General features: G+C 70.2%; 3 protein-coding genes and 2 pseudogenes. All 5 read left to right on the top strand.

Annotated features, from left to right (window positions below; translation table 11 throughout):
- The first annotated feature begins 42 nt into the window (after positions 1–42).
- Positions 43–972, top strand: a complete 930-nt coding sequence (locus J8403_RS39085) for a LysR family transcriptional regulator (protein ID WP_211127319.1) — start codon at positions 43–45, stop codon at positions 970–972.
- 778 nt (positions 973–1,750) lie between these two features.
- Positions 1,751–6,388 (top strand): non-ribosomal peptide synthetase, encoded by a 4,638-nt coding sequence (locus tag J8403_RS39090; protein ID WP_211127320.1) that lies wholly within the window; start codon positions 1,751–1,753, stop codon positions 6,386–6,388.
- Between the two features lie 74 nt (positions 6,389–6,462).
- Positions 6,463–21,582, top strand: coding sequence for a type I polyketide synthase (locus tag J8403_RS44100; protein ID WP_246586199.1), 15,120 nt, complete (start codon positions 6,463–6,465; stop codon positions 21,580–21,582).
- Positions 21,531–22,691 (top strand): annotated as a pseudogene (locus J8403_RS44875) (beta-ketoacyl reductase); the annotation flags it as partial. The gene J8403_RS44100 and the pseudogene J8403_RS44875, both read left to right, overlap by 52 nt.
- 393 nt (positions 22,692–23,084) lie before the next feature.
- Positions 23,085–23,468, top strand: a pseudogene (locus J8403_RS44880) (acyl carrier protein); the annotation flags it as partial.
- Positions 23,469–23,501 lie beyond the last annotated feature (33 nt).

A 23,501-nucleotide genomic window follows, 5' to 3' on the forward strand; every position in this document is an offset into this window, starting at 1 on the left:
CGACATGCCACAACCATGAGTTGTGCGGCTAAGGTGGCCGACGTGGACCTCAAGGCCGTGCGCACCTTCGTCGCCGTCGCGGACGCGGGCCAGTTCCAGGAGGCGGCCGCCGAGCTGTCCATCACCCAGCAGGCCGTCTCCAAGCGCGTCGCCGCGCTGGAGAAGGAGCTCGGTGTGCGGCTGTTCACCCGTACCGCGCGCGGCGCCCGGCCCACCATCGACGGGCAGGCGTTCCTGCCCCACGCCCGGGAGCTGCTGCGGGCCGAGGAGCGGGCCGCCGCCTCCGTACGCCCCGGCCGCCGCGCGCTGCGCGTCGATGTGATCGGGCGGCGGCTCGCACCGGCCGATCTGCTGCGCGGTTTCCACCGCGCGCACCCCGAGGTCGAACTCGATGTGGTGACCCTCTTCGACGCCGAGGCGGCCATCGCCGCCGTACGCACCGGCACGATCGACGCGTCGTTCCGGGCGGTCACCGTGCCCGCGCGGCGGCTCCCCGGCGGCATCGAGGCCACCCGGGTCCACGAGGAGCCCATCCAGCTGCTCACCGGACCGTCCCATGAGCTCGCCGCCGCCCGCGAGGTCACCCCGGCCGAGCTCGCCGGGCACCGGATCTGGATGCCGGGCATCGTGCCCGGTACCGAATGGGCCGCCTACTACGACGACCTCGCCGCCGCGTTCGGGATCACCATCGACGCGATCGGCCCGTACTTCGGCCCCGAGCCGCTCCTCGACACGATCGCCGACTCCTCGACGCTGGCGACCTTCGTCGGCGAACGGACCCGCCTGGTCTGGCCCGCCGACTACGGGCTGCGGCGCATCGCGGTGCGCCACCCGACCCCGGTCTATCCGCATTCGCTGATCTGGCACCGCGACAACCCGCACCCCGCCCTGAGCGCGCTCCGCGACCACCTCGCCTCCGCGCCGCCCGGCCACCGCGACACCGGCGCCTGGACACCGAAATGGGCGTGGTGACCGAAATCACCTCGCGTCACCGCCGACCGGCGGATCACGCGGGCCGGTGAGTTCGCGCAGGTCGGCAACTCCCCCTATTTATCGCCGAAAAGGTGCGGGTTGACAGCGGATCAGCCAACGATCTAGGTTCACCTCAGGGGGACTCGCTGGACGGCGAACGGGGGCTGTGGTGAGTGTTTTGGCGTTGCGCGCATCCGATATCACCGGGATCGCGCGACCGGTTGCACGTGCTGCCTTAATGGACCGAATGACCGACCGGTTGACCTCAGGAAACGCTGTCTTGGATCGCGAGGATCGCGAGGAAAACGACATCTCACCGCAGCGTGGCGCATTTCGCGGAAATTCCCTGTCCGGTCCTGGCGTCACCGCATGGCTGACGCCTCATGAATCCGGCAAGAGCCTGGTGGGCGCCGGTACGCGGGCTGTCGCCCAACCGCCCGCCCGCTCCGCGGAGTTCGAGGGGCTCCGGATGCTCGCCTCGAATAGGGGCGCCGCCCGCCCGGTGAGTTTCAGCCGACGGGCGCGCTTCGCCGGACCTCGGATCCTTGTATGCCGCACGTCGAATACCGGCGCGGGCCGGGGCGATGGTGCACGGGTGCTGACTTCCCTATAAACGGCGTCCGCGCCATAGCTTTAAATGGCGTCCGCGCCATAGCTGGGCAAGCAGCAGTGGCAGTATCAGCGAAATAATCGCGCAAAACCATTTCCATCAGTCGTCGGGGAAGGCTGTGTTGTGGGGCAATCAGGCGCGCCCAAATCCCAAGGTCTCAGCGCGGCCATGAGTAATCTCTTCGAGCGCACCAGGCGAAAGGAATCCACGGGTGTGGTGCCCGTCGCCAGGGACCGTGAGCTGAGGGCGTCATTCGCGCAGCGACGACTGTGGTTTCTGGACCAGCTGGAGCCCGGCAACGCCTCGTACAACCTCCCCTTCGCGGTGCGGGTGCGCGGCCGCCTGGACGTCGCCCATCTCTCCCGGGCCCTTTCGCTCGTGGTCGCCCGGCACGAGGCGCTGCGCACCACCTTCACCGAGACCGGCGGCCAACCGGTGCAGCGGATCCAGCCCCCCGCCCCCGTCCCGGTGCCGATCGCATCGGTGCCCGACGGCACGGAGGAGGAGCGGCTCACCGCGGTCCGGCAGCTGGCCGGAGCGGAGATCACCGAGCCCTTCGACCTGAGCACCGGGCCGCTGCTGCGGGCCAAGGTACTGCGGCTGGACGAACACGACCACGTCCTGCTGCTGACGGTGCACCACGTGGCCACGGACGCTTGGTCACAGGGCATTCTGGTGGGTGAGCTGTCCGCCGCGTACGAGGCCCTCGACGCCGGGCGGGAGCCCGTACTGCCGCCGCTGCCCGTGCAGTACGCCGACTACGCCGAGTGGGAGCGCGACTGGCTGTCCGGTCCGACCCTGCGCCGCCAGCTGGACTACTGGACGAAGCGGCTGGACGGTATGGCGCCCGCGCTGGAGCTGCCCACCGACCGGCCCAGGCCCTCGGTCGCCCGCCAGGAAGGCGACGCGGTCCGCTGGGAGCTGCCCGCCGAACTGATCCAGGCCGCCCGCCGGCTGGGCGCCGGTGAGAACGCGACCCTCTACATGACCTTGCTGGCCGCCTTCCAGCTGGTCCTGGGCCGGTACGTGGACAGCGACGACATCACGGTGGGCACCCCGGTGGCCAACCGGGGACGCGCCGAGGTCGAGGGGCTCATCGGGTTCTTCGTCAACACCGTGGTGCTGCGGACCAACCTGTCCGGCGACCCCACCTTCCGCCAACTGCTGGCACGGGTCCGGGACCTGGCGGCCGGTGCCTTCGCCCATGGTGACCTGCCCTTCGAGTATCTGGTGGAGCAGGTGCACCCCGAGCGGGACCTGTCCCGCAACCCCCTGGTACAGGTGCTCTTCCAGATGATCAACGTGCCGGGGGAGCGGCTCGCCCTGCCCGGCGCGGAGACCGAGCCCTACGACCACGGCCGGATCCTCACGCGCATGGACCTGGAGGTCCATCTCGTCGAGACCGAGGACGGCGTGCTCGGTCACATCGTCTTCAGCAAGGCCCTGTTCGACAGGAGCACCGTCGAGCGGCTGCTGCACCATGTCACCGTCGTCCTGCGAGGTGTTCTGGCCGAGCCGGACCGGCCCCTCTCCGAGATCTCCCCGCTCGACGACGCCGAGCGGACGAAGGTCCTGGAGGAGTTCAACCACACCACGGGCCCCGTACCGGCCGGATCGCTGCCCGCGCTCTTCACCGCCCAGGCCGAGCGCCGCCCCGGCGCGGTGGCCGTGATCAGCGGCGCCGACCGCATCACCTACGCCGAGCTGGACCAGCGGTCGAACCAGCTCGCCCACCTCCTGGAGAGCCGGGGCATCGGCCCCGAGACCCTGGTCGGGCTGTGTGTCGACCGCGGCGCCGAGATGATCGTGGCGATCCTCGCGATCCTCAAGCTCGGAGCGGCCTATGTGCCCATCGACCCGAACCACCCCCGGGACCGTATCCAGTTCGTCCTGGCCGACGCCGGGGTGACCGTCGCCGTCACCCAGCAGCGCTTCACCGGCCTGCTCGAAACGTCCTCCGAAACGGAGTCCGGGACCGCCGGGATCCGGCTCATCCTGCTCGACACCGAGCGCGAATCGCTCACCGGCCGGCCCTCCACCCCGCCCACGGCACGGCCCAGCGCCCAGAACCTCGCCTACGTCATCTACACCTCCGGCTCCACCGGAGTCCCCAAGGGCATCCTCATGCCCGCCGCCTGCGTGCTCAACCTGGTGGCCTGGCAGAAGAAGGCCCTGCCGATCGGCCCCGACGCCAGGACGGCCCAGTTCGCCACGCTGACCTTCGACATCTCGCTGCAGGAGATCTTCTCGGCGCTGCTGTACGGCGAGACGGTCGTCATCCCCGGCGAAGAACTGCGCATGGACCCCGTCGAGTTCGCCCGATGGGTCCACACCCATGAGATCGACCAGCTCTTCGTGCCGAATGTGATGCTGCGGGCGATCTCCGAGGAAGTGGATCCGCACGGCACCGAACTCGCCGCGCTGCGCCATCTCTCCCAGGCCGGTGAACCCCTCTCCCTCCACCACGATCTGCGCGAGCTGTGCGCCCGCCGCCCCGAGCTGCGGCTGCACAACCACTACGGTCCCAGCGAAGCCCATGTGGTGACCTCGTACTCGCTCCCCGCCGAAGTGGCCGAGTGGCCGCTCACCGCCCCCATCGGCCGCCCGATCGGCAACACCCGGGTGTACGTCGTCGACCGGCGGCTCCGGCCCGTCCCCGTGGGAGTGCCCGGTGAGCTGTGCGTGGCCGGAGCGGGCCTGGCCAGGGGCTATCTCGGCCGCCCGGACCTGACCGCCGCCCGGTTCGTGGCGAACCCGTTCCACGGCGATGGATCGCGCATGTACCGCTCCGGCGACCTGGTGCGCTGGCTGCCCGACGGCAACCTGGAATACCTCGGCCGGATCGACGACCAGGTGAAGATCCGTGGCTTCCGGATCGAACCGGGCGAGATCGAGGCGATCCTCGCCAGGCACCAGGACGTGCTCCACACGGCCGTGATGGTGCGTGAGGACACCCCGGGGGACAAGCGGCTGGTGGCCTATGTGGTGGCCGATGCCACCGCCGCGGACCGGCACGACCGGCTGACCGAAACCCTGCGCCACCACGTCGAGTCCGCGGTGCCCGAGTACATGGTGCCCTCCGCGTTCGTCCTGCTGGACACCATGCCCCTGACCTCCGGCGGCAAGATCGACCGTAAGGCGCTGCCCGCCCCCGACCTGCGCACCGTGCTCGAGGTCGGCTACGTCGCCCCCCGCACCCCCGAGGAAGAGGCCGTCTGCCGCGTCTACACGGATCTGCTCGGCGCCACCAGGGTCGGCATCGACGACGACTTCTTCGCACTGGGCGGCCATTCCCTCATCGCCACCCGGGTGGTCGCCAGGCTCCGGACCGCCCTTGGCGTCGACGTACCGCTGAAGACCGTGTTCCAGCAGCGCACGCCCAGGGAGCTGGCGTCCGCGCTCACCGCCGCGACCCGGTCCGTTCCCGACCCCGAGCTGCCGCCGCTGATCCCCACCCGACGCGATCAGCCCGTCCCCCTCACCTTCGCACAGCAGCAGACGGACCTCTTCTTCGGCGATGTCCTCGACGCCGGGCACTGGAACATCCCCATGGCCGTGCGCGTGTCGGGCCGACTGGACCTCGACTGCCTGCGGCGGGCGATGGACCTGCTGATCGACCGGCACGAGGCCCTGCGCACCACCTTCGTCGAGGAAGCCGACGGGTACGTCCAGGTGATCCGGCCGCATGTGCCGGTCCGGGTGGAGGTGGCCGAGGCGGACGACGAGGCCGAGGCCTCCGTACTGGCCGGACAGGAGGCGGCCCGGCCCTTCGATCTCACGAGCGGCCCACTGGCGCGGCTGCGTGTGCTGCGCCTGGCCGAGCTCGACCATGTGCTGGTGCTCACCCTGCACCATCTGGTCACCGACGGCTGGTCCCAGGGTGTGCTGGTCCGCGATCTGTCCCTCGTGTACTCGGCGCTGCTGCGCGGCGCCGAACCCGATCTGCCACCCGTGCCCGTCCAGTACGCCGATGTCGCGAACTGGGAGCGCGAGTGGCTGCGCGGGGACCTGCTGCGCCGCCAACTCGACTACTGGCAGCGGCACTTCGACGCAATGGCACCCGCCGAACTGCCCACCGACCGGCCCCGCGCCACGCCGGCCCGGTACGAGAGCGGCATCCACCACTGGCGACTGCCGAAGGACGCCGTGGAGGCGGCCCGGCGGCTGGGCGAATCGTCCAGCGCCACCTTGTACATGACGCTGCTGACCGCGCTGAAGGTGGTCATGGCCGCCCGCTCGGACCACCAGGACGTCCTCGTCGGTGTGCCCATGGCCAACCGTGGCCGGGACGAACTGGAGAACGTGGTCGGCCTCGTCTCCAAGATGCTGGCGCTGCGCACCGAGGTCTCCGGCGCCACCGACTTCGGCACCCTGCTGGCCACGGTGCGCGATGCGATGTCCGACGCCTTCACCCACCAGGACCTGCCGTTCGTCTCCGTACTCAAGCACTCGGACGAAGCCACCGGCGGCCAGGCCGGGAAGCGGCTGTCGGACGATCCGCCGGTAAAGGTGATCTTCCAGATCGTCAACACCCCACAGCGGCCCCTGATGCTCACCGGGCTGACCGCCGAACCGTTCCTGATGACCCATCCCCCGGTGACCGTCAACGTGGACATGGAGATCGACCTGTACGAGAACGCGGAGGACGGCGGCCTCGCCGGAACCGTGCTGTTCAGCACGTCCCTCTTCGACCGCGCCACGATCGAGCGGTTCTGCGACGACGTGGTGGCCGTGGTCTCCGCGGCCGCCGCGGACCCCGGACGGTCGGTCTGGCAGGTCTGGCAGGTCCGAGGGCGCGATCAGTGAACGACGACCCCGTAGGTGATTCGGCGCACGGTCCGGCAGACCCTTCCACAGACGATTCCGCCCCGAGGAACAGCATGGAACCGGACGAGGCCATCGCCGTCGTCGGAATGTCCTGCCGCTTTCCGCAGGCACCCGACCCCGAGGCGTTCTGGCGGCTGCTGAGCGAGGGCGTCTCCGCGATCAGCGAGGTGCCCGCCGGGCGGTGGGCCGGCGACCCGTCCATGCCGCCCGCCATCCGCCACGGCGGCTTCATCGACGACGTCGACCGCTTCGACCCCGCCTTCTTCGGCATCTCGCCACGCGAAGCCGTGACGATGGACCCCCAGCAGCGACTGATCCTGGAGCTGGGATGGGAGGGGCTGGAGGACGCGGGCATCGTGCCCGCCACCCTGCGGGGAGCCACCGTCGGCGCGTTCATCGGCGCCGGGTCCGCCGACTACGCCTCGCTGATCCGCGCCCGCGGCCGCTCGCACCACACGCTGACCGGCGTCCAGCGCGGCATGCTCGCGAACCGGCTCTCCCATGTGCTCGGCCTGAGCGGCCCCAGCGTGACCGTCGACGCGGCCCAGGCATCCTCCCTGGTCGCGGTACATATGGCCGTGGAGAGCCTGCGCCGCGGCGAGTCACGGCTGGCGCTTGCGGGCGGAGTGAACCTGAACCTCTCCGCGGAAACCGCCGCCGACATCGCCGCCTTCGGTGCGCTCTCCCCGGACGGCCGCTGCTTCACCTTCGACGCCCGCGCCAACGGCTATGTGCGGGGCGAGGGCGGTGGCATCGTCGTCCTGAAACCGCTGTCCGACGCCCTCGCCGACGGCGACACCGTCTACTGCGTGATCGAGGGCAGCGCGGTCAACAACGACGGCGGCGGTACCTCGCTCACCGCCCCCGACCCCCGCGGTCAGCAAGAGGTGCTCCGGCTGGCCCAGCGGCGGGCCGCGGTCTCACCCGGCGCCGTGCAGTACGTGGAACTGCACGGCACCGGAACGGCCCTCGGCGACCCGGTCGAGGCGGCGGCCCTGAGCGCCGTCTTCGGCCGGAGCGGGACGGGGCCGGTCCAGCTGGGTTCGGTGAAGACCAACATCGGCCACCTCGAAGCCGCCGCCGGTATCGCCGGACTGCTGAAGACGGCACTGGCCATCCACCACCGTCGGCTGCCCGCCACTCTCCATCACCGCACGCCGAATCCCCGCATCCCCCTGGGCGAGCTCAACCTGGAAATGCGCCTGGCGCCGGGGGAGTGGCCGAAGGCGGACCACCGCCTGATCGCCGGCGTCAGCTCGTTCGGGATGGGCGGCACCAACTGCCATGTGGTGGTTGCCGAACCACCCGTCCGGGCCCCCTCGCACGCCTCGGCACACCCGGAACCCGGGGCGCTCCCGAACCCGAGCCCCCTTCCTGTCTCCGTACCGGTTCCACTTGCGCTGTCGGCGACGACCGCGGCCGCGCTCCGGGACCAGGCGATGCGGCTACGGCCGTATCTGGAGCGGTCGCCGAACCTCACCGACCTCGCCTTCTCCCTCGCCACCACCCGGACCACCTTCGAACACCGCGCGGTGCTCCTCGCCACGGAGGCCACCGACGCGGCACCCGGCCTGGACACGCTCACCGAAGGCGGCACGGCGCCCGGCCTGGTGACCGGCACGGCGAGGGCGGGAAGGCTCGCCTTCGCCTTCGCCGGCCAGGGATCCCAACGTCTCGGCATGGGACGCGAACTCAGCGCCGCCTTCCCCGTGTTCGCCGAAGCGCTCGACACCGTGTGCACGGCGCTGGACGCACACCTCGACCGTCCCCTTCGGGACGTCATCCACGGCGACGACGCCCAGCTGCTCGACCAGACGGTGTACGCCCAGGCCGGACTCTTCGCGGTGGAGGTGGCGCTCTTCCGGCTGCTCGAGGACTTCGGGCTCGTACCGGACGTGCTGATCGGCCACTCCCTCGGCGAAGTGAGCGCCGCCCATGTCGCCGGTGTGCTGTCGCTGACGGACGCCGCCGCCTTCGTCGCCACCCGCGGCCGGCTGATGCAGGCCGTGACGGAACCGGGCGCCATGGTTCTGCTCGAAGCGACCGAGGACGAGGTCACCCGGACCCTCATGACGGGCGAGGCGTCGGACGCTAGCGCCCGGATCTGCGTGGCCGCGGTCAACGGACCGGCCGCCACGGTGATCTCGGGGGATGAGCGCGCCGTACTCGACCTCGCGGCGGAGTGGACCCACCGCGGACGCAGAACGAAGCGGCTCCGGACCAGCCACGCCTTCCATTCGCCGCATCTGGACCCCGTCCTCGACGAGCTTCGGCATGTCGCCGAGGGCCTCACGTACCGGCCGCCGCGGATACCGCTCATATCGAATGTGACCGGCAGCCGCGCCACGGCGGAAGAGCTGTGTTCCCCCGAGTACTGGGTACGGCATGTCCGTCGGACCGTACGGTTCCTGGACGGCATCCGCGCGCTGGAGGACGAGGGCGTCACCACCATCGTGGAGCTGAGCCCGGACAAGGCGCTCACCACCCTGGCCCGCGACTGCCTGACCAGGCCCGGGACGCTGGTGGGCGCGCTCCGCCGCGACCGGCCCGAGCCATTGGCCCTGGTCACCGCGCTGGCCGAGCTGTATGTCTCGGGCGCCGAGGTGGTATGGGACCCGCTGGTGTCCGGGGGACGGCGGATCCCGCTGCCCACGTACGCCTTCCAGCGGGAGTCGTACTGGATGTCCGCGTCAGGCCCCGAGGGCGGGGCTACGCCTGCGCGTGCGGTCACCTCCGCACCTGCGGTTGTCTCCGCACCTGCGGTTGTCTCCGAGCCTGAGGACTCGGACCCGGGCCGGAGCGGTGGCGAGGTGCTCGGCATGGTCCGGGCGCACGCGGCCGTCGTGCTCGGATACGAGTCGGTGGCGGCCATCGGCGCCGAGCACACCTTCAAGCAACTGGGGTTCGACTCGATCACCGCCGTCGAGCTGTGCGAACGGCTCGGCGAGGCGACCGCCCTCCCCCTGCCCAGCACCCTGTTGTTCGACTATCCGACGCCCGCCGCACTCGCCGAGCATCTGCACCGCAGGCTCCACGACGGGGTGGACGAGCGGACCGTGCCCGCGACGGGGCCGACGCCCGACAGTGGCGATCCGGTGGTGATCGTGGGCATGGGCTGCCGGTTCCCCGGCCGGGTGCACTCGCCGGATGATCTCTGGCAGATCGTGGCCGACGGCGAAGACGCCATCTCCGGCTTTCCCTCCGACCGGGGCTGGGACCTCGATGGCCTCTACCATCCCGACCCCGACCACCCCGGTACCTCGTACGCACGCGACGGCGGATTCCTCTATGACGCGGCCGAGTTCGACGCGGGGTTCTTCGGCATCTCGCCGCGCGAGGCCGCGGCGATGGACCCGCAGCAGCGGCTGCTGCTGGAGACGGCGTGGGAGGCGCTGGAACAGGCGGGGATTCCCGCCGGGCACCTCAAGGGCAGTGGCACAGGTGTGTTCATCGGAGCCTCGTCGGCGGGCTACGCGGCGGATGCCGGAGAGGCGGCCGAGGGCTATCGGCTGACCGGCACCGCGGCGAGCGTGGCCTCGGGCCGGGTGTCCTACACCCTGGGCCTCGAAGGTCCGGCGGTCACCGTGGACACGGCATGCTCGTCGTCGCTGGTCGCATTGCATCTGGCAGCGCAGTCGCTGAGGGCGGGCGAGTGCTCGCTGGCCTTGGCGGGCGGAGTGACGGTGATGGCCACACCGGCCATGTTCGTGGAGTTCTCCCGCCAGCGTGGGCTGGCCGCGGACGGGCGGTGCAAGGCGTTCGCTGCGGCGGCGGATGGCACAGGGTGGGCCGAGGGCGCCGGGATGCTGGTGGTCGAGCGGCTGTCGGACGCCGAGCGCCATGGGCATCGGGTGTTGGCGGTGGTGCGGGGTTCGGCGGTGAATCAGGACGGTGCGTCGAACGGGTTGACGGCGCCGAATGGTCCGTCGCAGCAGCGGGTGATCCGGCAGGCGTTGGCGAATGCCCGTTTGTCCGCGGTGGATGTGGACGCGGTGGAGGCGCACGGTACGGGGACGACGCTGGGTGATCCGATCGAGGCGCAGGCGTTGCTGGCCACCTACGGTCGGGACCGGGCGCCGGATAGGCCACTGCTGCTGGGCTCGGTGAAGTCCAATATCGGTCATACGCAGGCGGCGGCGGGGGTTGCCGGTGTGATCAAGATGGTGATGGCGATGCGCCACGGCGTGCTGCCCCGGACCCTGCATGTGGATGCGCCGTCGCCACACGTCGACTGGTCCGGCGGCCGGGTCGAGCTGCTCACCGAGGCAATGCCGTGGCCCGCGACCGGTGGTCTGCGCCGAGCGGGCGTCTCGTCGTTCGGAGTGAGCGGCACCAACGCGCACGTCATTCTGGAGCAGGCCCCGGAGGCGGCCCAGCCGACCGATCCCATCGGGGAAGGTGGCCCCGAAGCCACGACGGTCGCCTGGGTGTTGTCGGGCCAGGGCGAGGCGGGGCTACGGGCGCAGGCCGAGCGGCTCCGTGCCTTCCTGGCGCGCGGTCCCCGTCCCACCCCGGCAGAGGTGGGATGGTCGCTGGCATCGACACGTACGACGTTGTCGCACCGCGCTGTGGTCGTGGGGGCTGACTACGACGAGTTGCTGCGCGGTGTGGACGCGGTGGCTGATGGGGTGCCCGCGCCCGGCGTGGTACGGGGCGCCGGAGCATCCGGAGACGTGGTGTTCGTCTTCCCGGGGCAGGGGTCGCAGTGGGCCGGGATGGCCTTGGAGTTGATGGAGTCCTCGCCGGTGTTCGCACGGCGGATGGGCGAATGTGCGGATGCGCTGGCGGCATTGGTGGAGTGGTCGCTGTTCGATGTGTTGGGTGATGAGGTGGCGCTGGGCCGGGTGGATGTGGTGCAGCCGGTGTTGTGGGCGGTGATGGTGTCGCTGGCGGAGTTGTGGCGTTCGTTTGGTGTGGTGCCGTCGGCGGTGGTGGGTCATTCGCAGGGTGAGATCGCGGCGGCGTGTGTGGCGGGTGGTTTGTCGCTGGCGGATGGGGCGCGGGTGGTGGCCTTGCGCAGCAAGGCGCTGCTGGCTCTGTCGGGCCGGGGTGGGATGGTGTCCGTCCCGGTGCCCGCCGACCGGCTGCGGGACCGCACCGGTTTGTCGGTGGCGGCGGTGAATGGTCCGGCGTCGACGGTGGTGTCGGGGTCGGTTGAGGTGCTGGATGCGGTGCTGGTGGAGTTCCCGGAGGCCAAGCGGATTCCGGTGGATTACGCCTCGCATTCGGTGCAGGTGGAGGAGATCAGGGGAGAGCTGGCGGAGGCGCTGGCGGGTGTGGAGCCGCGCGGTGGGCAGGTGCCGTTCTATTCGACGGTGACCGGGCGGCTGATGGACACCGCGGAGCTGGATGCCGGGTACTGGTACCGGAATCTGCGCGAGACCGTGGAGTTCCAGGGCACCGTTGAGACCCTCATACGCCAGGATCACACGGTGTTCGTCGAGGCCAGTCCGCATCCGGTGCTGACCATCGGCATCCAGGACACCGCCGATGCCACCGACACCCCGATCCTCACCAGTGGATCGCTCCGCCGCGACGACGGCACGATCCAGCGCTTTCTGAGCCACCTGGCCGAACTCCATGTGCGCGGTGTCCGGGTCGACTGGCGACCGCTCTTCGCCGGTGTCTCGCCCGTCGAGCTGCCGACATACGCCTTCCAACGGGAACGGTTCTGGCTTGGAGCGGACACTGCCGAGTCCGCCGCGGCCGCGTGGCGATACCGGATCGCCTGGAAGCCACTGCCCGGGATGGACACCCCGCCCCTGTCCGGAGAGTGGCTGGCGGTGGTCCCCGAAGGGGACGAGTGGGCCATGGCCGGTGCCCAGGCGCTGGCCGAGCAGGGTGGCGCGCGGGTCCGTACCCTCCAGGTGCCGTACGACGCGGAGCGTCAGAGCCTGACCGGGCTGCTGACGGACGCGGTCGGATCCGATGACATCTCCGGTGTCGTCTCGTTCCTGGCCCTCGACGAGCGTCCGCATCCGACCCACCGGGCCCTGTCCCAGGGGATGGCGCACACTGTCGAGCTGCTGTGTGCGCTCGCCGCCGCCGAGGTCGAGGCTCCGCTGTGGTGTGTCACCCGGTCGGCCGTCGCGGCCCTGCCGGGGGATCCGGAACCCAGCCCGGCCCAGGCGGCGATATGGGGATTCGGACGCGTGGCCGGACTGGAGCGATCCGGACACTGGGGTGGGCTGATCGACCTGCCCACGGACTGGGACGCACAGGTGGCGGGGAGGTTCGTCGCCGTGCTGGCCGAGACGGTCGGCGAGGACCAGGTCGCGGTGCGGCCTTCGGCGGCCCTGGGCCGACGGCTGGAACCGGCGGCCACGACCGGACCGGCCGACGCATGGCGCCCGCACGGCACGGTTCTGATCACCGGAGGCACCGGTGCGCTGGGTGCGCGGGTGGCAAGGTGGCTGGCACAGGCGGGTGCGGAGCACCTGGTGCTGCTCGGCCGTCGCGGCTCGCAGGCCCCGGGGGCGGCCGCGCTGGAGGACGAACTGACCGCGCTCGGCGTACGAGTCACCATGACGGCCTGCGATGTGACCGACCGGGCCGCTCTCGTCGAGGTGCTGGCGTCGGTGCCGGACCTCACCGCCGTGGTCCATCTCGCGGGAACCGTGCGGTTCGGCGGTGCGATCGACGCGGATCTCGACGAGTACGCCGCCGTCTTCGACGCCAAGGTCACCGGCGCCCTGCACCTGGACGAGCTGCTCGACCACGCGTCGCTTGAGGCGTTCGTCCTCTTCTCCTCGGCAGCGGCGGTCTGGGGTGGCGCCGGCCAGGCCGGATACGCGGCGGCGAACGCTGTGCTCGACGGTTTGGCACAGCGACGCCGGGCACGCGGCCTACCGGCCACCTCGATCGGATGGGGCACCTGGGGCGGCAGCCTCGCGCCCGAGAACGAGGAGCGGCTGAGCCGCCTCGGCCTGCGCCCGATGCGGCCGGAGACGGGCGTCGCCGCGCTGCGCCACGTCGTCGGAGCGGACGAGCCCTGCCCGGTCATCGCGGACGTCGACTGGGAGACCTTCGGCCCGGCCTTCATGGCCGGTCGGCCCAGCCCCCTGCTCAGCGAACTGCCACAGCTGCGAAAGGACTCCGGCGCCCTGGCGGTGGCAGGTGACCGCTCCGGATTGCGGGGGCGACTGGCCGGGGTGCCCGTGGCCGATCGGGACCGGATGCTGGTGGATCTGGTACGCGAGCACGCGGCCGAACTCCTGGGGCATCGCGACCCGGCGGCCATCGACCCGATGGTGCCCTTCCGGCAACTGGGCTTCGACTCGCTGACGGCGGTCGAACTGCGGACCCGGCTGAACACGAGCACCGGACTGCGTCTCCCGGCCACCTTGCTGTTCGACCACCCGAGCTGTCGGGCCGTTGCCGACCTGCTGTGCTCGGAGCTGCTCGGCGGCGACCGGGCGGGCTCCCTCGAGATGCCCTCCGCCGAGGAGGCTGTGCCCGTCGGCGCGGCGGCCCTCGACGAGCCGATCGCCATCATCGCGATGAGCTGCCGCTTCCCGGGAGACATCCAATCCCCCGAGGACTTGTGGCGGGTCGTCAGCGAGGGCCGGGAAGTGCTCTGCGACTTCCCCGACGACCGTGGCTGGGACACGGACGCGCTGTACGACCCGGATCCGGACCGTCCCGGCACCAGCTATGCGCGTACCGGCGGATTCCTTTACGACGCCGCGGAGTTCGACCCGGAACTCTTCGGCATCTCACCGCGTGAGGCGCTGGCGATGGACCCCCAGCAGAGACTGCTGCTGGAGTCGGCGTGGCAGGTCTTCGAGCGCGCCAGGATGGCGCCGACCTCTCTGCGGGCCACCAGGACCGGTGTCTTCATCGGCGGCTGGGCCCAGGGCTATCCCTCGGCGTCGGACGAGGGATATGCCCTGACCGGTGCCGCGACCAGCGTGATGTCCGGTCGGATCGCCTACGCGCTGGGTCTGGAGGGCCCCGCGCTGACCGTGGACACGGCGTGTTCGTCCTCGCTGGTGGCGTTGCATCTGGCGAGTGAGGCGCTGCGGCGGGGCGAGTGTTCGCTGGCGCTCGCGGGCGGCGTGACGGTGATGGCGACGCCCAGCACCTTCGTGGAGTTCTCGCGCCAGCGCGGGCTGGCCCCGGACGGGCGGTGCAAGGCGTTCGCCGGGGCGGCGGACGGCACGGGGTGGGGCGAGGGCGTGGGCATGCTGCTCGTGGAGCGGTTGTCCGATGCTGAGCGAAACGGCCATCGGGTGTTGGCGGTGGTGCGGGGTTCGGCGGTGAATCAGGACGGTGCGTCGAATGGGTTGACGGCGCCGAATGGTCCGTCGCAGCAGCGGGTGATTCGGCAGGCGTTGGCGAATGCTCGTTTGTCGGCGGTGGATGTGGATGCGGTGGAGGCGCACGGTACGGGGACGACGCTGGGTGATCCGATCGAGGCGCAGGCGCTGTTGGCCACGTACGGTCAGGGCCGGGATCCGGAGCGGCCGCTGTGGTTGGGGTCGTTGAAGTCGAATATCGGTCATACGCAGGCGGCGGCGGGTGTGGCCGGTGTGATCAAGATGGTGATGGCGCTGCGGCACGGAGTGCTCCCGCGCACACTGCATGTGGATGAGCCGACACCGAAGGTGGATTGGTCCACCGGTGCGGTGGAGTTGCTCACCGAGCCGGCCGAGTGGCGGGAGGAGGGTCGACCGCGACGCGCCGGAGTGTCGGCCTTCGGCGTGAGCGGCACCAACGCCCACGTCATCCTGGAGCAGGCACCGGAGGTGGCGGCCGAGAGCAGGCAGGATCGTGTCGAGCCGGTGGCGGTGCCCTGGGTGCTCTCGGGCGCGAGCGATGCGGGTCTGCGGGCGCAGATCGAGCACTTGCGGACCTTTGTCGACGACCACCCCTCGCTTGACCCGGTGGACGTGGGCTGGTCGTTGGCATCTACGCGTGCGCTGCTGCCCCATCGCACCGTCGTCGTGGGCTCGGACCTCGCCGCACTGCGACGTGGGTTGGACGCGGTGGAGGTCACCGGCGCGGTCGGGGCGGATCGTGGAGTGGTGTTCGTCTTCCCGGGTCAGGGGTCGCAGTGGGTGGGGATGGCGCTGGCGTTGGCGGAGTCCTCGCCGGTGTTCGCGCGGCGGTTGGGTGAGTGTGCGGATGCGTTGGCTCCGCTGGTGGAGTGGTCGCTGTTCGATGTGTTGGGTGATGAGGCGGCGCTGGGCCGGGTGGATGTGGTGCAGCCGGTGTTGTGGGCGGTGATGGTGTCCCTGGCCGAGTTGTGGCGTTCGTTTGGTGTGGTGCCGTCGGCGGTGGTGGGTCATTCGCAGGGCGAGATCGCGGCGGCGTGTGTGGCGGGTGGTCTGTCGCTGTCGGATGGCGCCCGGGTGGTGGTGCTGCGGAGTAGGGCGTTGCTTGCCTTGTCGGGTCGGGGTGGGATGGTGTCCGTCCCGGTGCCCGCCGATCAGCTGCGGGACCGTACCGGTTTGTCGGTGGCGGCGGTGAACGGTCCGGCGTCGACGGTGGTGTCCGGGTCGGTTGAGGTGCTGGATGCGGTGCTGGTGGAGTTCCCTGAGGCCAAGCGGATTCCGGTGGATTACGCCTCGCATTCGGTGCAGGTGGAAGAGATCCGGGGAGAGCTGGCGGAGGCTCTGGCGGGCGTCGCGCCGTGCGGTGGGCAGGTGCCGTTCTATTCGGCGGTGACCGGGCGGCTGATGGACACCGCGGAGCTGGACGCGGGGTACTGGTACCGGAATCTGCGCGAGACCGTGGAATTCCGGTCCACGATTGAGGGGCTGCTGGAGCTCGGGCACACGGTGTTCGTCGAGGCCAGTCCGCATCCGGTGCTGACCATCGGTATCCAGGACACCGCCGACGCCACCGACACCCCGGTCATCACCACCGGATCGCTGCGCCGCGACGACGGCGGCCTGGTCTCCTTCCTCACCGCGCTGGGCCGGTTGCATGTCCGGGGCGTCGCGGTGGAGTGGCGGGCGGCGTTCGCCGGGCTGGACGCGCACGCCATCGACCTGCCGACCTACGCCTTCCAGCGTCGGCGCTTCTGGGCGGCTTCCCTCCGGTCGACACCCGGCTCGGCCGAGGTCGACCACCCCCTCGTGGGTGCGATAGTGCCCTTGCCCGATTCCGGAGGTGCGCTGCTCACCGGTGTGCTCTCGCTGGCCGGTCAGCCGTGGCTGGCCGAACACTCGGTATCCGGTGTGGTCCTGTTCCCGGGGACGGGGTTTGTGGAGTTGGTGTTGCAGGCGGGGTTGCGGTTGGGGTGTGGGGTGGTTGAGGAGTTGACGTTGGAGGGGCCGTTGGTGCTTCCGGGGCGGGGTGAGGTGGAGGTTCAGGTTGCGGTGGGTGGTCCGGGTGAGGGGGGCCGTCGTTCGGTGTCGGTGTTTTCGTGTCGGGAGGGTGAGTGGGTTCGGCATGCGGTGGGTGTGGTGGGGGTGGCCGAGGTTGAGGTGTCGGCTGTGGAGGTGTGGCCGCCGGTGGGTGCGGAGCGGGTGGGAGTGGAGGGGGTTTATGGGGCGTTGGCGGAGCGGGGGTATGCGTATGGGCCGGTGTTCCGGGGGCTGCGGGATGCCTGGCGCCGGGGAGACGAGCTCTTCGTCGAGGCGGTGGTACCGGAGGAGGCGAGAGGTGATGCGGCTCGCTGCGCGATACATCCGGCTCTGCTCGACGCCGGGCTCCACGGCGTCGGACTGGGCGGCCTGATCACCGACGACGGCGGGGCGTATCTCCCGTTCTCCTGGAGCGGCGTCAGGCTGCACGCGGTCGGCGCCTCCGCCGTCCGGATGGCGCTGGCGCCCGCCGGGCCGGACACGGTGTCGCTGAGGGTGACCGATGAGGGGGGTGAGGCGGTCCTGTCGGTGGACTCCCTGGTACTCCGGCCCGTCCCGGAGGGACAGCTCGCCGACGCCCGGGTCGGCAGCCGCGATGCGTTGTATCGGGTGGAGTGGGTGGATGTGGGTGTGTGTGGGGTGGGGTCGTTTGTGGAGTGGGGTGAGGTGGCTTTGGGTGGGGTGGTGCCGGGGTGTGTGGTGTTGTCGGGGGTTGATGTGGTGGGTGTGTTGGAGGTTTTGCGGTTGTGGGTGGGGGATGAGCGGTTTGGGGGTTCGCGGTTGGTGGTGGTGACGCGGGGTGCGGTGTCGGTGGGTGGTGAGGGTGTGGTGGATGTGGGTGGTGGTGCGGTGTGGGGGTTGGTGCGGTCGGCGCAGTCGGAGCATCCGGGGCGGTTTGTGTTGGTGGATGTGGGTGTTGATGGGGATGTGGGTGTGGTTGCGGGTGTGGTGGGGCTGGGGGAGTCGGAGGTTGCGGTGCGTGGGGGGCGGGTGTGGGTGCCGCGGTTGGTGGGTGTGAGTGGTGGTGGTCCGGCTGGTGGTGTGGTTTCGGATGTGGGTGGTGGTGTGGCGTTGGTGACGGGTGGGACGGGGTTGTTGGGTGGTTTGGTGGCGCGGCATTTGGTGTCGGTGTATGGGGTGGGTGAGGTGGTGTTGGTGAGTCGTCGGGGGTGGGGTGCTCCGGGGGTTGGGGGTTTGGTTGGGGAGTTGGAGGGGTTGGGTGCGCGGGTGCGGGTGGTGGCGTGTGATGTGGCGGATCGGGGTGCGGTGGCGGGGTTGGTGGGGTCGATTGAGGGGTTGGGGGTGGTGGTGCATGCGGCGGGTGTGGTGGATGACGGGGTGGTTGGTTCTTTGGATGGTGGGCGGTTGGTTGGGGTGTTGGGGCCGAAGGCGTTGGGGGCTTGGTATTTGCATGAGGCGACGTGTGGGTTGGATCTGTCGGCGTTTGTGTTGTTCTCGTCGGCGGCGGGTGTGTTGGGGAATGCGGGTCAGGGGAGTTATGCGGCGGCGAATGGGTTTCTGGATGCGTTGGCTGCGCATCGGCGGGCGCAGGGGCTGCCGGGGGTGTCCATCGCGTGGGGGTTCTGGGAAGAACGCAGCGAACTGACCACTGATCTGGCCGAGGTGCAGCTGTCGAGGATCTCCCGGTCCGTGGGAACGAGCATCAGCAACAAACAAGGACTGGACCTGTTCGACGCGGCGCTCGCCGCCGATGAGGCGATGGTCCTGGCCACGCCCCTGAACATGCCGGCGCTACGGGAACAGGCTGCCGCGGGCACATTGCCGTCGATCCTGAGCGGTCTGGTCACCGCCCCCGTCCGTAGGGCAGTCGGGACCGGAGGTACCCCTGCCGGACTGCGACACGAACTCGCCGGGGCAACAGAGACCGAAAGGGAACACCGGGTCGTGGGCCTGGTGCAGGAACACGTGGCCGGCGTCCTCGGCCACGTCTCCGCGGAGTCCATCGACAGCGCGCGGACCTTCCAGGAGATCGGCTTCGACTCGCTGACCGCGGTGGAACTGCGCAACCGGATCAGCGCGGCCACCGGCGTACGGCTGCCCGCCACCGCCGTCTTCGATCACCCCACCCCGCAGCTGCTGGCCGAGCGTGTGCTGGCCGAGATATGGGGCTCCCTGCCCGCCGCCGACCCGACCGCGCCGCTGCCGGCCGTCGACGACGATCCAATTGTGATCGTGGGCATGAGCTGCCGCTTTCCCGGGGGTGTCGAGTCCCCCGAGGATTTGTGGCGCCTGGTCGACTCGGCCACCGACGCGGTCTCCGCGCTGCCCACGGACCGGGGTTGGGATCTGGCGACCTTGGCCGGGGCCAAGGACGGCGCCGGGGCCTCGTACGCCCGAGACGGCGGATTCCTCTATGACGCCGCTGATTTCGACGCCGGGTTCTTCGGGATCTCGCCGCGTGAGGCGCTGGCGATGGATCCGCAGCAGCGGCTGCTGCTGGAGGCGGCCTGGGAGGTGTTCGAGCGGGCCGGAATCGCCCCGGACACGCTCAAAGGCAGCCGGACGGGGGTCTTCACGGGTGTGATGTACCACGACTACGGCTCGTGGCTCGCCGATGTCCCGGAGAGCATCGAGGGCTATCGGAGCACGGGCATCGCGGGCAGCGTGGCATCCGGGCGGCTGGCCTATACGTTCGGTCTGGAGGGGCCTGCTCTGACGGTGGACACGGCGTGTTCGTCGTCGCTGGTGGCGCTGCATCTGGCGAGCGAATCGCTACGGCGCGGGGAGTGCTCGCTGGCGCTCGCGGGCGGAGTCACCGTGCTGGCGACGCCGCAGGTCTTTGTGGAGTTCACGCGCCAGGGCGGGCTGGCTGCCGATGGCCGGTGCAAGTCCTTTGCCGCTGGTGCGGATGGGACGGGTTGGTCGGAGGGTGTGGGGCTGCTGTTGGTGGAGCGGCTGTCTGATGCTGAGCGGAACGGCCATCGGGTGTTGGCGGTGGTGCGGGGTTCGGCGGTGAATCAGGACGGTGCGTCGAATGGGTTGACGGCGCCGAATGGTCCGTCGCAGCAGCGGGTGATCCGGCAGGCGCTGGCGAATGCCCGTTTGTCCGCGGTGGATGTGGATGCGGTAGAGGCGCACGGTACGGGTACGACGCTGGGTGATCCGATCGAGGCGCAGGCCCTGTTGGCCACCTATGGTCAGGATCGTGATCCGGAGCGGCCGCTGTGGTTGGGGTCGTTGAAGTCGAACATTGGTCATACGCAGGCGGCGGCGGGGGTTGCCGGTGTGATCAAGATGGTGATGGCGATGCGCCACGGTGTGCTGCCGCAGAGCCTGCACATCGACGAGCCGACACCGCACGTGGACTGGTCCGCTGGCGCGGTGGCACTCCTGGGCGAGCAGATGGCGTGGCCGGAGGCCGGGCGGCCCCGCCGCGCCGGAGTCTCATCGTTCGGGGCGAGCGGTACCAACGCCCATGTGATTCTGGAGCAGGCCCCCGACAGGACGGACGAAGCTGAGCCCGGGCCGGAGCGATTGGAACTCCCGGCGATTCCCTGGGCGTTCTCGGCTCGGGACGAGGCGAGTTTGCAAGCGCAGGCCGCACGGCTACGGGCCTTCGCGGAGCGGAATCCGGATCTGGATTCCGCTGATGTGGGGTGGTCGTTGGTGGCTGCGCGTTCTGCGTTGTCGCATCGTGCGGTGGTGGTGGGTGCGGATCGCGCGGGGTTGCTGGGGGCTTTGGAGGGGCCGGTGGTTGTGGGCGGCCCAGTCGGAGGTGGGTTGGGTGTGGTGTGTGCGGGTCAGGGGTCGCAGCGGTTGGGGATGGGGCGTGGGTTGTATGAGGCGTATCCGGTGTTCGCGGAGGCGTGGGATGAGGTGTGTGGGGAGCTGGACCGGCTTTTGGGCCGGCCTTTGGGTGAGGTGGTGTGGGGTGATGACGAGGAGTTGATCCGCGAGACGGCGTATGCGCAGGCGGGTTTGTTTGCGCTTGAGGTGTCGTTGTATCGGCTGATGATCTCCTGGGGTGTGAAGCCGGATTATTTGCTGGGTCATTCCGTTGGTGAGGTGGCTGCGGCGTATGTGGCGGGTGTGTGGTCGTTGGAGGATGCGGCGCGGGTGGTGGCTGCTCGGGGTCGTTTGATGCAGGCGTTGCCCGAGGGCGGCTCGATGGTCTCTCTCCAGGCCGCGGAGTCCGAGGTCCTTCCGCAGCTGGCCGGTTACGAGGGCCGGGTGAGCGTGGCGGCGGTCAACGGCCCGGCGGCGACCGTCATCTCCGGTGATGAGGCGGCGGTTCGTGCCGTCGAGGAGGTGTTCACCGGGCGGGGAGTGCGGACGCGGTGGTTGCGGGTGAGCCATGCGTTTCATTCGTCGCGTATGGACGGGATGCTGGCGGAGTTCGGCGAGGTGCTGCGGGGGTGGAGTTCCGGGCCCCGAACGTGCCGGTGGTGTCGAACGTATCCGGTGTGGTGGCGGGCGAGGAGCTGTGCTCGCCGGAGTACTGGGTGCGCCACGTTCGGGAGACCGTCCGGTTCGCCGACGGGCTCGAGACACTCCGTGGCCTGGGCGTCAGTACCTTCCTGGAGCTGGGCCCCGACGGCACGCTGTCAGCTCTGGCCGATGGCGACGGACTGCCCGTACTCCGCCCGGATCGCCCGGAGCCCCTTACCGTCATGGCCGCTCTGGGCGGGCTGTACGTCCGGGGTGTGGAGGTGGATTGGCGGGCGGTGTTCCCGGGTGCTCGGCAGGTGGATCTGCCGACGTATGCGTTCCAGCGTGAGCGGTTCTGGCTGGAGCCGTCCTCGGCCCAGCCCGCGACCAGCGCCGTTGACGCGGCCTTCTGGGACGCGGTGGAGCGTGGTGATCTCGGTTCGTTCGGCATCGACGCTGGGCAGCCGCTGAGCGCGGCTCTGCCCGCTCTGGCGGCGTGGCGAAGGGTGCGTCAGGAGCAATCTGTCATCGACGGCTGGCGCTATCGGCTCGGGTGGGCGCCGATTCCGGGCGTCTCCGAGGAGTCCGTCCTCACCGGCACATGGCTGCTGGTGGTCGAGCCCGGCGGCGGCGCCGATGACCTGATGGGTGCGATGCGCGCGGCAGGGGCCGAGGTGCGGATGGTGACGGTGGCGGAGGTCGCGGAGCTCGCAGACATCACGGCGCCGGAGACCGTCCCTGCCGTGGCGGGTGTGGTGTCGCTGCTGCCCGTCGAGGAGACCGTCCTCTTGTTGCAGACGCTTCAAACGACCGCGCCGCTGTGGTGTGTTACTCGGGGGGCGGTCTCGGTGGTCGACGGGGATGTGGTGGATCCGGATCAGGCGGGGCTGTGGGGGCTTGGCCGGGTGATCGGTTTGGAGTATCCGGATCGCTGGGGTGGGTTGATCGATCTGCCGCCGGTTGTGGATGAGGGTGTCGGGGCCTGGCTGTGTCGGGTTCTGAGCGGCGGGACGGGAGAGGACCAGGTGGCGGTCCGTGCCGCTGGAGCGTGGGGTGCCCGGCTGACCCGGGTGGCACCGGTGGCGGACACGTCCGCCGAGTGGCGTGGTCGTGGGGCTGCTTTGGTCACCGGGGGTACGGGCGCGCTGGGCGGCCATGTGGCGCGTTGGCTGGCCGGGGCCGGCGTGGAGCGGATTGTGTTGGCGAGTCGTCGGGGGGCCGAGGCACCCGGCGTCGCGGAGTTGGTGGCGGGGCTGGAGGCGTCGGGTGCGGTGGTGTCGGTGGTGGGGTGTGACGTGGCTGATCGGGGAGAGGTGGCGGCGTTGGTAGCCGGGATCGCGGATTTGCGTGTGGTGGTTCATGCGGCGGGTGTGCTGGATGACGGTGTGTTGGAGTCGCTGACCCCGGAGCGGATCCGGGAGGTGATGCGGGTCAAGGTCGCGGGGGCGCGACACCTGGATGAGTTGACGCGAGGTCGGGACCTGGATGCCTTTGTGTTGTTCTCGTCGGCTGCGGGGACGCTGGGCAACGCGGGCCAGGGGAGCTATGCGGCGGCCAACGCCGTTCTGGACGGACTGGCCCAGCGGCGCCGGGCCGAGGGGCTGGTGGCCACATCCGTGGCCTGGGGAGCATGGGCCGACAGCGGCATGGGGGCGGCTCAGCGACAGCTCCCCGGCATGCCCCCGGATCTGGCGCTCGCCGCGCTTCAGCAGTCACTGGTCGCGGACGAGACCACGATGATGATCGCGGACGTGGAGTGGTCGAGCTTTGGCTCCCGGTTCACCGCCGTACGACCGAGCCCGCTGCTGAGCGAACTACTCACGATCGCCACCCCTCCCATGGAACCGGTCGAGGAATTCGCCACCCGGCTGCGCGGCATGTCGCCGATCGAGCGCGAACGAGCGGTGCTGGAACTGGTCCGTACCCACGTCGCGGCCGTGCTGGGGCATGCGAAGCCCGCCTCAGTCGACCCCTCGAAGACCTTCCAGGAGGTCGGCTTCGACTCGCTCACCGCGGTGGAGCTGCGGAACCGGCTGGCCACCGCCACCGGCGTACCGTTCCCGGCGTCGGTCATCTTCGACTATCCGACCACCGCGGCGCTGGCCGACCACGTCCGGGCCCAACTCCTCCAGGGCGGGACCGAGGACGATACGACGTCCGTGCTCGACGAGCTGAACCGGCTCGAAGCGGTGTTGTCCGACCTGTCCCCGAGCGACGTGGCCGGTGCCGAGGTCGCCGCGAAGATCAAGAGCCTGCTGTCCCACTGGGGCGCGGCCACCGACCGTGACATTGAACTGGATTCCGCGACGGACGAGGAGATGTTCGACCTCCTCGGCAAGGAATTCGGTATCTCGTGAACCTGCCGTCGAGTTCGACTCCGAGTGAGTCCA

The sequence above is a fragment of the Streptomyces yatensis genome (assembly GCF_018069625.1).
GTDB lineage: Bacteria > Actinomycetota > Actinomycetes > Streptomycetales > Streptomycetaceae > Streptomyces > Streptomyces yatensis.

Excerpts from the sequence above, each read along its gene's own strand:
- J8403_RS39090 (WP_211127320.1), top strand. The coding sequence starts at position 1,751 with ATGAGTAATCTCTTCGAGCGCACCAGGCGAAAGGAATCCACGGGTGTG.
- J8403_RS44100 (WP_246586199.1), top strand. The coding sequence starts at position 6,463 with ATGGAACCGGACGAGGCCATCGCCGTCGTCGGAATGTCCTGCCGCTTT.